The organism is Pseudanabaena biceps PCC 7429 (assembly GCF_000332215.1).
Taxonomy (GTDB): Bacteria; Cyanobacteriota; Cyanobacteriia; order Pseudanabaenales; family Pseudanabaenaceae; genus Pseudanabaena; species Pseudanabaena biceps.
On sequence record NZ_ALWB01000144.1, the window covers coordinates 1 to 11,992 of the forward strand.

The window sequence follows — 11,992 nt, forward strand, 5'->3', positions numbered from 1 at the left end:
CCGCCATTCTCAACACACTTGGTAACAGCCAAAACTAGTCACGAAACGCAATTCGACCAGTTTTAGGCAAGCTAAATGCGAGAAAGAAAAATAGATATAAGACATACACAATTCCCCCGACTGCGCCGATAAATGCCAAATTCTCAACAGGCACACCATTATGAAATAAATTACTAAAGCTTAGGGGAGGCTCAAACCAGATTGGACAAATATCCCCAATTTGCTCGATCTTCACAAAGGCGCAGTTAGAAAATAATAGGCGAAACACAGCGCTCAACAAGCAATAAATAGTGGTTGCCCAACGCCATCCTAAATAAACAGATTTGAGGCTTTTACGGGAAGCTGCGATATCTTCGTTCAAATCTTGCCAGAACCAGAGGGCAAGAACGATTAAAAGGGCTGCTACGATGCCTGAGATAAAAGATATGCCTAAACTACCGATCGCTAAATAAATAGTAATCAGTACCAGACTTGCGACGCGCCAGTATAAAAGCAGCGATCGCTTGATGGCTTCATTGCCACCCCGAAAAGCCCAGATTGACATACCAAAGGGAATCAGGGCAATAAATACCAGAGCTAAGCGATAGTCTAGCCATACAAGTTGACGAATAAGGGTTGCATCCATAAAGGCAAAAAATTCTGACCAGATCTTCCAACTTATGTTACTATACTGACTTGCAATAAATAATCTCAATCTAAAGCTTAGTTTAATAGCTCTTCTTTGAAAGAAGCGAATAAAGCATCGCCACAAAAAATTGCAACAAAAATAGCGAGACCTAAACCTGTTAGTTCAAATCTCGCATCAAATGGGCTTAACGAAACATCTATGTTGCTGTTTTTAGCTTCTCAAAGAAGCAATATTTTTACATCGGCTAAATAGCTTATCTAGCCCTGTTTTCTAATTACAACTCCTGACCTCTTTAGCGATATCCGAGAATTTAAGCTAAAAAGAGCATTGGAGTAAATTGTGGCAAAATATGAATAGTTCACTACAAGCTTATATTTACAAGCTGATTGGCAATGTCTGCAATTTCTCTCAAAGTTCCCAAACAAAAACTCAAGAATCCTCCACTACAAGTCCATACCCTAGGCGATCGCGTATTGCGTCAACCTGCAAAACGTATTAGCAAAGTAAACGACGAAATTCGTCAGACTATTGTCGAGATGCTCCAAACAATGTACAGCAATGACGGTATCGGTCTTGCTGCACCACAGGTCGGAATTAACAAGCAATTGCTCGTCATCGATATCGAACTTAAAGACGAAAGCAAACCTGCCCTCGTAATGATTAATCCCGAAATCAAGTCTTCGGGTGGTGACTTAATTACTGGCGAAGAGGGATGTCTGAGTATTCCTGAAGTATTTCTCGATGTTGTGCGCCCCGATCGCGTTGAAGTATCCTATCGTGATGAAGACGGTAGACCGCAGCATATGATTGCGGAGGGACTGCTTGCAAGGGTAATTCAGCATGAGATGGATCATCTTAATGGCGTTTTATTTGTCGATCGCGTCAAGAATCCGATCGCGCTAAATAAGGAATTAAGTGCCCATGGGTTTGCGACAAAGGATGTTCAGGCAATCAAATAAAAAAAGGTGGCAAAGCCACCTTTTTTAGATTAGGTCTATTTATATTGCTCCAATTATGCTGATCCAAAAACTATTAGATTGCCCAGAATTTATTGCGGGTGATTCGACGATATTGCGTGAATTATTGCATCCAGACAAACAGGATATTAACCTGCGCTATAGCCTTGCCCATGCAATTTTGCCTGTGGGTGAGACTTCGCAACCGCATTCTCTAACCACTTCCGAAGTCTATTACATCCTCAGTGGTAGAGGCGAGATGCATATTGATGATGATGTTCGCGAGATTGAATCTGGCGATGCTCTGTATATTCCTCCCAATGCGAAGCAGTTCCTGAAAAATATTGGGGATAAGCCCATAGTATTTATCTGTATTGTCGATCCTGCTTGGCGACAAGAGGATGAAACCATATACGATTGAGTTACCAAATTTTCCAGTCATTCCAATTAAGATTGAAAATAGACGTGTCGGGGAAAGCGATCGGGTTATTATTCTGGGTGAGTATTTGCTGCAATTTGGCAAGTTTGGGATTTACCCTCGGCAAATCTTCGATTATTTGATAGGGCAAAATTCCTTCTGAGAGAGCAAAAGAGGCGGTAGTTCCTGCGGCGGCTCCCACAGACCATTCGTAGGAATGAACGCGGTAGCCTGCGGCAACAATGTAGCTATAGGCGATATTTTTGCCCGATACGATCAGATTGTCAATTTTTTGAGGAATTAGCGATCGCAGAGGAATCTGTCCTGGAAAAGCAGCACCATGACCATTGCGAACACCCGATCGTTCGGTATTACCAGCCTTTTCAACAGGATATTCACTCAAGCAAGGATGAAAATCCAGATAGTATTGGGCGATGCCGATCGCGTCGGGATAAATCGTCGAACGTGTCCGCCGAGTAATGCGATCGGGCTCAGTATTGTTTTTGATGACACTCGTCGCCTCCAATCCTGAGAGAGCCTTCCATAAATTGCGATAGTCTTCCTGTGAGAGCTGCTGGCGATAGATTTCATCTCTAAAATCAACTTGAGAAACATCAATCTCAGACATGCTAAATCCATCGGGATAGCCATAGGAGGGACGACCAATGATCCGCCGTGATTCCCTGATGTATGGATACTTAGATAGACCATGCAAGGTTCCCATGGGTGAGTCAAGCCCAGTCAATAGGCGGTGGTTAGGAAAAGGCTTTTTCCATGCATTCTTCTGTTGGGAGTCGGTAGTACCCGCTACTAACCAGTAGTAAAAGCCCAGTGCAATTTCTTCACCACTCTGGAGGGTTTCTTTGCGCAGTCCCCCCATCCATCCATTCGGTGCTAACTGTCCAGATTGCTGTAATTGCTCTCTAGAATAGATGAGATTATCTTTATCAGTGCCAGGACGGTAATCGTTACCCCATACCCAATTCTGCATGGAGATATCTCCTGCTTTCATTGAGGAAACGCCAAAGGCATTTTTTTTAGGATTATCCGTTTCCGCATTCCAGATGCGGCGATAGGTAAAGATAGAATCGAAGTTAGCAAGATTGGGCTTCGGATCGGAGCCGTAATAGGGCGCGTAGCGATCGTAAAAACTAGGTTTCTCCTGTGGTTGAGCCTCTGGAGTTTGCTCCATCGCAAAGGTATAGGTAAACCCTTGGGTGCAGTAAGCATCATTTTCGGTGACGGGCGAGGAGGGATTGAGGGGCGATCGCGGATCGATACCCAAGCGGTAGGGGACATCGGCTAAAGCGATGATTTCGCCCGTCTCCGTAGAGTCAATTACAAACCAATTGGTTGGTCGATTTAATGGCGGTGACTGGGGCTTAGTTAAGGGAATAAACCGAATTACTTGTTTTTGCAATCGTGGCGAATTTTCGTAACGATAGGCATCTTCAATAATTTGTGAAAGCGGTTCGGAATTTAGTGGCGGCGTATTAGGAGCGGGACGATGCTGAATGGCGATCGCACCGTCGATCTCTTTCCCATCGGCACTCATTTCCAGTTTTTTGACGACGGTATTGGGAAACCACTTCAGTTTGCCATTTCCCTTTTGTGCAGCCTCCTGCAACATTCCCATTAATATCTGCTGCGCCGTATTGGGAATGAAACAGGATACGCTCACCCAGCAGTCGCCCGCATTTAATTTTCCATAGTTCTGTTCGATCCGCTTACGAAATTCTGTATAGCCTTGGGGAAAGAACCAGAGATTGCGTTGTTTTTTGGCTTCATCTAGAGCAGAAGTGCCTTGGGATGTGATTTGTCCACCAATCCAATCGGTAATCTCGGTAACACAAACTGTACGACCAGCTAGCAAGGCTTCGTAGGCGGTTGCCGTACCTGCTAACCCACCACCCACCACCAAGATTTCGCATTCTTCGCTGCGTTCGGGATTGCTGGTCAGGGGCTTTTGGGCGATCGCGCGATCGTTGCTTACTACCCCTAAGCAGATGGTAAAAGAGATGGCGGCGATGGCAAACCGAACGGGAATATCAATAATGTTTTGAATGTTTTGAATGTTTTGAATGTTTTGCAAATTTTGAATATTTGGCAATGAGTTTGGCATTAATTTACATTTCCATAGCTAATTGCGCCAGTATATAGGTATGTATAGAAACAGAAAAGCGAAATAGCGATAAAGTGCCCAAAATCCCTGTAAAGATTAAAGATCCACATAAGACTCCTATAAACAACCATGGGGAATTACTAGAAAACTTAAAGGATCTATAAACGACTAAGTTAACAATTAGAAGTAAGCCAAATATGAGAAGTAAACCGATCAATAAATTGACAAAAACAGATAGAACAGCAAAACCAAACATAACTAATATGCCTTGTAAATAGTTCAGCATAATTAAAAACTAAGACCAGAGAGCAAACCGCTAAGCTTGTTGCAAGTGTTGCTTCGCGACACTTGCAACAAGCTTAGCGGTTTGGATTTGAGCGCAAAGCATTGTATGAGATAAATAGGGATTCGACTTTGCGCAGCTATCGTATATGACATCTTATACTGATGCCTGAGTGGAGTCGAAAGCCTCTTTCAAATCATTTAGGATTGCTATAGAGACTTTTGGTTAATTACCTCAGCATAATTAAAATCCAGATCTAAAACCTGCGGTGCAAGCGCCACAGGTTTTAGATCTGGATTTTATATTTAATTAAGCCCACTTATGTATAACTTATTTAGGATTTCTATAGGTCAATTATTTTTAAGCGATCATCTACTAATTTAAAGATAAATTTAAAGATAAAAAAATAATTTCAGCTAATTTCAGCTAATTTCATCAAGTTTTTTTAGCTCTTAGTTCACCCAGACGAATTGGGAATTGATATAAAATATAACTTCTGGGACTAGCTAAGCACAATTAAATACCAAAGCCCAAAGCCCTTAAACCACAATTAGCGTAAGCCAAAGGTTATAGCTTTGTTTTTTTAAGATGCCCAGTTACTTGCCTATTTCTTTTTAGAATTATCTACGAAATTTATCTCCAAAACTCAACTTTTTTATCATCTTATTTATCATCTTAAATTTTGATAAGAAACATTTTTCATTGTAAATTTTATGATTTATACCTTGACGACTGGCTATAACTTACAACTAGTTGCAATTTCGATCCTAGTTGCAATATTAGCGTCTTATACAGCGATCGATTTGTCTGAGCGAGTGAATGCAGCTCAAGGGCAAGCACAAATCGGTTGGTTGATTTGCAGTGCTGCCACCATGGGGATTGGGATTTGGTCTATGCACTTTATCGGAATGTTGGCTTTGCGCCTACCGATCGCAATTCACTACAATTTTTGGACGGTTGTGGCTTCTATTTTGCCAGCGATGATGGCTTCTGGATTAGCTCTTTTTGTGATGAGTCGTCCCTTCGCTTGGCTTCCCCTATTAGGAGGAAGTTTTTTAATGGGAAGTGGTATTGCTTCAATGCATTATCTGGGAATGGCAGCAATGCATATTCCTGCTTCCATTACCTATGATTTGCAAGTCGCAACCTTTTCCGTTGCAATTGCGATCGCTATTTCCTTCATTGCTTTATTGATCGTTTTTCGGCTGAGGGAAGATAGCTCCTTAAACCATTTTCGCCACAAGATTTTAAGTGCGATCGTCATGGGTGCGGCAATTCCGACGATGCACTACACGGGTTTAGCGGCTGCTTCTTTTACCTCAAGAACGGATATGGAGCGATCGATGCTAGTTAACTCTGAAAATTCGGCATTACTTGCTGCCACTGTGAGCATTGGAACTCTGATCGTTTTGGGAGGAGCCTTATTGACATCCTTTTTCGACCGTCGTCTCCTCGCATCACAGGAAAGCGAACGCCAAACGCAGGCTCAAGCCCAGCAATTACGCGAATCCGAGGCTCAGCTCAGACAACAGACTCAAGAATTGCAAGCAACAATGCAGGTTTTGAACCAGACTCAAGCCCAATTGGTGCAGAGTGAGAAGATGTCTGTCTTGGGTCAATTAGTGGCAGGTATCGCCCATGAAATTAATAATCCCGTTAACTTTATCCACGGCAATCTTCCCCACGTTCAGAATTATGCTCGGGACTTACTCAGGTTGCTCACCCTATATCAGCAGCAATATCCCGAATCGAGTACAGAAATCCAATCCTTAGCCGCTGAAATCGATCTAGATTTTTTGCAAAAGGATCTGATCAAAACGATCGATTCGATGAAGGTGGGAACCGATCGCATTCGCCAGATTGTACTGTCATTACGTAACTTCTCCCGAATTGATGAATCAGATTGTAAAGCGGCCGATATTCATGAGGGGCTAGATAATACGATTATGATTTTGCAGCATCGCCTTAAAGCCAAAAAAGACCGTCCTGAAATCGCAATAATCAGGGAATACGATTACAACTTGCCCCAAGTTGAGTGTTATCCAGGACAACTCAATCAAGTGTTCATGAATATTTTGACCAATGCGATCGATGCCTTAGAAGAACTGCATAATAAGCAATCCAATCACCAGACCAAGGGGGAAAGCGATCGCCAAGGTCAGATTACAATTCGGACATCGACTATCGATTCGCGTTGGGTACAAATCGATATTGCCGATAATGGTTCGGGCATTCCCGAAGCAATTCAACCGAAGATTTTCGATCCCTTTTTTACAACTAAACCCGCAGGCAAAGGAACGGGGATGGGGATGTCTATTAGCTATCAGATCGTGAAAGCCAAGCATCACGGGGAAATAACTTGTATGTCTACTCCCGACTTAGGCACGGAATTTGCGATTAAAATCCCTATCTGTAGCGATCGCTAGCTTTAGTTTGTGTCCTGTTTTAAATCCTGACTAGATATTTTGCTCTTATGACGTTCTTATTGCGTTCTCATTGCATTCTAAGTAGCTGGGCATAATTAATTACAAACCCAAACCCGTAAAGTTGCGCCCCGTAGGGGCGCAACTTTACGGGTTTGGGTAATTTATTTTGCACAAGCACTTAAGATATTCGGTAGAGCATAATTTAATTTAAATCCTGTGGAAAAAGAACAGATCCGATCGCTAGAGATTGCCCATCATCCCGTAGCAGGTGTAGATGAGGTGGGGCGGGGAGCCTTGTTTGGGGAAGTAGTGGCGGCGGCGGTAATTTTGCCAATCACCCAATTAGCGAATTTAGAAAATCTCGGCGTGACCGACAGCAAAAAATTGTCACCGCAAAAGCGCGAAAAACTAGATCTGCTGATTCGCGAAGTTGCCATCGCCTGTGCCATTGGCACTGCGTCCGTAGTGGAAATCGATCACATGAATATTCTGGGGGCAAGTTTGCTAGCCATGGAAAGGGCGATCGCTCAGTTACAACCACAACCCGATCACTGCTTAATCGATGGCAATCAACTTTTGCGATTTAAATTGATTCCACCCCTTGCTCAAACTACTGTAATTAAAGGTGATTCTCTATCCATATCGATTGCGGCGGCGAGCATCGTCGCGAAGGTATGGCGCGATCGCAAAATGATTGAACTTGCCAATAGCTATCCAGATTATGATCTGGCGACCAATAAGGGCTATGGTACGGCTAAACATCGACAGGCGATCACCAACCTTGGTTACAGCGATCTGCATCGAAAAACCTTTAAAATTAAAGAGATCGGTGAAAAAGACCAATTTGTTTGAGAAATTAAGACTATGCGTTTAATTCATACCTCTGATTGGCATTTGGGCAGGAAATTAAAAGGAGTAGATCGCACTCCTGAGATCGAATTTGCTCTAAATGAAATTCTGGACTATGCCCAAGCGTATGAAGTGGATGCGGTGATCATCTCAGGTGATATTTTTGATGTGCCGAACCCCACAACCGATGCTGAGCGAGTTGCCTATGAATTTTTCTATAAGCTCAATCGCTTGAGCATTCCTTCGGTAGCGATCGCAGGAAATCATGATTCCGCCAATCGGATCGATAGCCTCGCCCATTTGCTATCCCTCGCAGGGGTGAGAGCCTTAGGCAAACCGAGATTGGCAGAGGATGGCGGATTGGTAAACCTTGAGACCGCCAGTGGCAAACTATGCGTTGCGGCCATGCCCTTTGCCTCGGAAAGAAGATTATTAACATCCGATGACATGTGGAATTTAGATGCTTTCCAGCAGAGAGCTGACTATAAGACTACGGTTACTTCTATTCTTCAAGATCTCGCAACAGGCTTTAAAAGCGATGCCGTCAATATAATGATGGCGCATATGACCATTGAGGGAGCGAAGTTTGCAGGTTCAGAAGCTGCTTTCTATAGCGGAGATATTTACAGTCTTTCAGGACAATCTATTCCCTCAGAATCTCAGTATGTCGGCTTGGGGCATATTCATCGACCGCAACAAATTCCCAATGCTGCGCCAACCTACTATGCAGGCTCGGTAATTCAAGTAGACTTTGGCGAAGTTGGCGAAGAAAAAGGGTTTAATGTAATCGAAGTCGAGACGGGAAGACCTGCCAAGGTACAATTTCAGCCTCTTACTTGTCAAAAGCCTCTCAAAAAAGTGGAATGCCATATCGATCTTTTAGACGAGCAGCTAGAAATCCATCGCGACTATGAGGGCTATCTCAAATTTGCGATCGCTGTTGATACGCCGCCCATAGGACTGGCTGATCGGGTGCGGAAAGCCTGTCCTCAAGCCGTAATGGTGGAACCAAAATTAATCGTGAATGAATTGGCGAAGTTACCAGATCCTCCAGACTACGATCGCTTCGATCCGATTGCCGAGTTTCAAAATTTTTATCGCGATCGGGAAAAGAACTTGTCACCTGATGTGATTGAAGCTTTCAAAAGTTTGTATATGGAATTTAGTGATAAGTAGCTAAGAGATCTTAAAGCCTGTAGTGCACGCTACGCGCGCGCTACAGGCTTTGCCTCTGTTTTTACAGCGCTTTATACCAATTAACGAAAGTTTTGTCACACTTTCGTTAATTGAAAACTAAACCTAGTCAGGGTTTTCAAGTTAAGAAATGGCTACGCCATTTCGGTAGTCCTAAAAAGGAAAGGATGAGGGAAAATATCTAGATGGTTGTTACAGATTAAAGCAATGTCAGAGTCAAGTCCATCAAGTCCATCATGTCCATCCTGCCAGTCCGTATCAGTGGTTAAAAACGGTAGTACTCGGCATGGCAAACAAAATTATAAATGTCGGGACTGTGGTCGTCAATTTGTAGAAAATCCACAGTGGCAGAGAGTTTCAGAGCGTATCCAAGACACTTATGACCTTTTAGAGAGACTACTGCTAGAAAAAATCCCACTAGCTGGAATAGCTAGAGTCCTCAAGGTCTCAGAGAAATGGTTGCAGAGTTACGTCAATCATAAATATGAAAACGTTCCTCAGCAGGTGGAGGTAGAACCAAAACCAAAACGCCGTTTGATCGTACAGATGGATGAATTATGGTCTTTTGTGGACGACAAAGGCAATAAACAGTGGGTATGGCTTGCCATTGATGCCGAGACTCGTGAAATTGTCGGTTGTTATATTGGCGATCGCTCTGGGGACTCAGCTCAAAAGTTATGGGAATCGTTGCCTAGTGTCTATCGACAATGTGCGATTATTTACACTGATTTCTACTCGTCTTATCCAGTTGTCCTTCCCAGCAAACGTCATAGGGCAGTCGGTAAAGAACGGGAAAGACCAACTATATTGAGCGATTCAACTGTACGTTACGTCAACGAGTATCTAGACTAGTTAGAAAGACCTTATCCTTTTCTAAGAAGTTGGAAAATCACATTGGTGCCATTTGGAATTTTATTCATCATTACAACACTTCTTTACCTCCGTGTGCGTCCTTTCCTTTTTAGGACTACCACAGTTTCAATCCCTAAAAGGGTTTCAGAGGTTTTGAAGCCTTTGCCCGAACGGTCAAACTGATGACCGACAAGGAACTAGTTTCAATCCCTAAAAGGGTTTCAGAGGTTTTGAAGCCGCCCACCTATTGATTTTGTTTAGTGGCGATCTTTGAGTTTCAATCCCTAAAAGGGTTTCAGAGGTTTTGAAGCCCTGTGGTAAAGGGTAATGACCTTGTTATTCAAGTTTCAATCCCTAAAAGGGTTTCAGAGGTTTTGAAGCCTTGCTGCTCAGTCATATCCTTATACACCTTGCCGTTTCAATCCCTAAAAGGGTTTCAGAGGTTTTGAAGCTTCATCGATTATTTCTTTTTCGGTAGGTGTTAGAGAGGTTTCAATCCCTAAAAGGGTTTCAGAGGTTTTGAAGCCGATCCTGATGCTATTCCATGCACTCTAGAGAGAGAGTTTCAATCCCTAAAAGGGTTTCAGAGGTTTTGAAGCCATCAGACTTTAAATCCAAGTTGGATTATTATAAATCCCGTTTCAATCCCTAAAAGGGTTTCAGAGGTTTTGAAGCATCTTCTTTGTAGGTTCATCGCTATAGTGTGAATAGTTTCAATCCCTAAAAGGGTTTCAGAGGTTTTGAAGCGCATCATTGATGTATCTGTGGATGCTGAGCAGCCGTTTCAATCCCTAAAAGGGTTTCAGAGGTTTTGAAGCGATTGAGGAATTACTAATTTCCCCGATGAATTTTTGTTTCAATCCCTAAAAGGGTTTCAGAGGTTTTGAAGCGCGTCGCCTGGTGTCCAATGGCGATCGCATAAAATGTTTCAATCCCTAAAAGGGTTTCAGAGGTTTTGAAGCTCTTCCATTAGTATTGTTTCATCAGTCGCAAATCCGTTTCAATCCCTAAAAGGGTTTCAGAGGTTTTGAAGCATTCCACATAACATTCCGCCGCTACGCCGACTACGTTTCAATCCCTAAAAGGGTTTCAGAGGTTTTGAAGCGTTCATCCCAATCTGCGTATTCGCCAAATAAACGGTTTCAATCCCTAAAAGGGTTTCAGAGGTTTTGAAGCGCCCACTGATGCTTGCTGTGTTAGCCATTCGGAAATGTTTCAATCCCTAAAAGGGTTTCAGAGGTTTTGAAGCCTACTTCCACTAGAACGGGTTTGGATTCTTCCACTAGGTTTCAATCCCTAAAAGGGTTTCAGAGGTTTTGAAGCTTCTTTTGTAAGGTTAGATTCTTTTATGCCGATGGCAAGTTTCAATCCCTAAAAGGGTTTCAGAGGTTTTGAAGCAGCGAGTATTGCGGTGTCATCAATGCCACGATCTGTTTCAATCCCTAAAAGGGTTTCAGAGGTTTTGAAGCCCAGGTAGATTCGCCCCAAACCGATCAAGTCTTGGTTTCAATCCCTAAAAGGGTTTCAGAGGTTTTGAAGCTCCTGATCTGAGCGATCGCTTTCTGCGGATTCGGATGTTTCAATCCCTAAAAGGCTGGAGTTTAGACTAAAAAAGGAAAAAAGGCAGAGTAAAAGAGATACAAACTGCCTAAAGTAGATAGAAAAAGAAAAAGCACATCTACAGTCATGATTATTGATAAACTACAGAACTTTCGTCAACAGGCATATTAATTTTTTAGGAAATGGAAGAGATGCAATATTTGACTTAATGGATGCAGTGTTAACCAGTCCAAGCGTGAAATCATTTGCAGAATTATCGTTATCTGCGGTGTATCGGCGGAAATGGTCAAGCCTGTATGAATCACTAAAAGATAGTCGTCCGAGACGAGGAAGGCTTAGACGACTATGTGTAGAACAAATACCCAAAGACATTCGCCCCTTGCTAGCAGGAGACCATACAGGGTGGGGAAGACCCCATGCCAAAACGCTAAAAGACAGGAGTTTTGTGCATCAACCGAATTTGGTTGAAGGCAACAAACCAATTGTGTTGGGGCATGACTACAGCACCTTGGGATGGGTACCAGAAATGTCAGGGAGTTGGGCAATCCCGTTATGTCACGAGCGGATCAGTAGTTTTGAGACAGCAGCCCAAAGACTGGAGTTTAGACTAAGTTGATTAAGCTAATCAGAAAAAGAGCAGGAAAAAGTAACCCAGAGAATGGAGAACTGGGCAAATCCAAGAGAATGAAAAGGAGAATATTTAG

The 11,992-nt window shown here is 42.9% G+C and carries 8 protein-coding genes, 1 pseudogene and 1 CRISPR repeat array; of the genes and pseudogenes, 7 read left to right on the top strand and 2 right to left on the bottom strand.

From position 1 onward, the window contains the following. Nucleotides 1-34 precede the first annotated feature (34 nt). The gene (locus tag PSE7429_RS15345) at nucleotides 35-625 is read right to left on the bottom strand and encodes a DUF3177 family protein (protein ID WP_009628169.1); all 591 of its coding nucleotides are present in this window, start codon (nucleotides 623-625) and stop codon (nucleotides 35-37) included. 395 nt (nucleotides 626-1,020) lie between these two features. Between PSE7429_RS15345 and def the strand changes: the two genes are divergently transcribed. Together def and PSE7429_RS15355 are read left to right on the top strand one after the other, a co-directional pair. Then, entirely contained in the window at nucleotides 1,021-1,587 is a 567-nt protein-coding gene (gene def / locus PSE7429_RS15350; RefSeq protein ID WP_009628170.1) for a peptide deformylase, read from the top strand. A gap of 55 nt (nucleotides 1,588-1,642) precedes the next feature. Next, entirely contained in the window at nucleotides 1,643-2,005 is a 363-nt protein-coding gene (locus PSE7429_RS15355; RefSeq protein WP_009628171.1) for a cupin domain-containing protein, read from the top strand. Between the two features lies 1 nt (nucleotide 2,006). Here the strand turns inward: PSE7429_RS15355 and PSE7429_RS15360 are convergent, their stop codons facing one another. Beyond that, nucleotides 2,007-4,124, bottom strand: a complete 2,118-nt coding sequence (locus tag PSE7429_RS15360; RefSeq protein WP_009628172.1) for an FAD-dependent oxidoreductase — start codon at nucleotides 4,122-4,124, stop codon at nucleotides 2,007-2,009. 996 nt (nucleotides 4,125-5,120) lie between these two features. Here PSE7429_RS15360 and PSE7429_RS23780 point away from each other — a divergent pair. From PSE7429_RS23780 to PSE7429_RS15390, 5 genes and pseudogenes are all read left to right on the top strand, one after another. After that, a complete protein-coding gene (locus tag PSE7429_RS23780) occupies nucleotides 5,121-6,833 on the top strand; it encodes an MHYT domain-containing protein (protein WP_009628174.1) in 1,713 nt (570 codons plus the stop codon). Between the two features lie 216 nt (nucleotides 6,834-7,049). After that, entirely contained in the window at nucleotides 7,050-7,685 is a 636-nt protein-coding gene (locus tag PSE7429_RS15375) for a ribonuclease HII (protein ID WP_009628175.1), read from the top strand. Between the two features lie 12 nt (nucleotides 7,686-7,697). Further along, entirely contained in the window at nucleotides 7,698-8,858 is a 1,161-nt protein-coding gene (locus tag PSE7429_RS15380; RefSeq protein ID WP_009628176.1) for a metallophosphoesterase family protein, read from the top strand. Between the two features lie 225 nt (nucleotides 8,859-9,083). Beyond that, a protein-coding gene (locus tag PSE7429_RS15385; RefSeq protein ID WP_202950454.1) for an IS1 family transposase occupies nucleotides 9,084-9,841 on the top strand; the annotation gives its coding sequence in 2 pieces (ribosomal slippage) (nucleotides 9,084-9,663 and nucleotides 9,663-9,841; 759 coding nt in all). A gap of 10 nt (nucleotides 9,842-9,851) precedes the next feature. Continuing rightward, nucleotides 9,852-11,268: direct repeats of the CRISPR family, unit length 37 nt; unit sequence GTTTCAATCCCTAAAAGGGTTTCAGAGGTTTTGAAGC. Between the two features lie 146 nt (nucleotides 11,269-11,414). Next, nucleotides 11,415-11,898 (top strand): annotated as a pseudogene (locus PSE7429_RS15390) (transposase); the annotation flags it as partial. Nucleotides 11,899-11,992: the final 94 nt, after the last annotated feature.

Bases quoted from the DNA above. Each gene is read 5' to 3' on its own strand.
- PSE7429_RS15345 (WP_009628169.1), bottom strand. From the start codon at position 625: ATGGATGCAACCCTTATTCGTCAACTTGTATGGCTAGACTATCGCTTA.
- def (WP_009628170.1), top strand. From the start codon at position 1,021: ATGTCTGCAATTTCTCTCAAAGTTCCCAAACAAAAACTCAAGAATCCT.
- PSE7429_RS15355 (WP_009628171.1), top strand. From the start codon at position 1,643: ATGCTGATCCAAAAACTATTAGATTGCCCAGAATTTATTGCGGGTGAT.
- PSE7429_RS15360 (WP_009628172.1), bottom strand. From the start codon at position 4,124: ATGCCAAACTCATTGCCAAATATTCAAAATTTGCAAAACATTCAAAAC.
- PSE7429_RS23780 (WP_009628174.1), top strand. From the start codon at position 5,121: ATGATTTATACCTTGACGACTGGCTATAACTTACAACTAGTTGCAATT.
- PSE7429_RS15380 (WP_009628176.1), top strand. From the start codon at position 7,698: ATGCGTTTAATTCATACCTCTGATTGGCATTTGGGCAGGAAATTAAAA.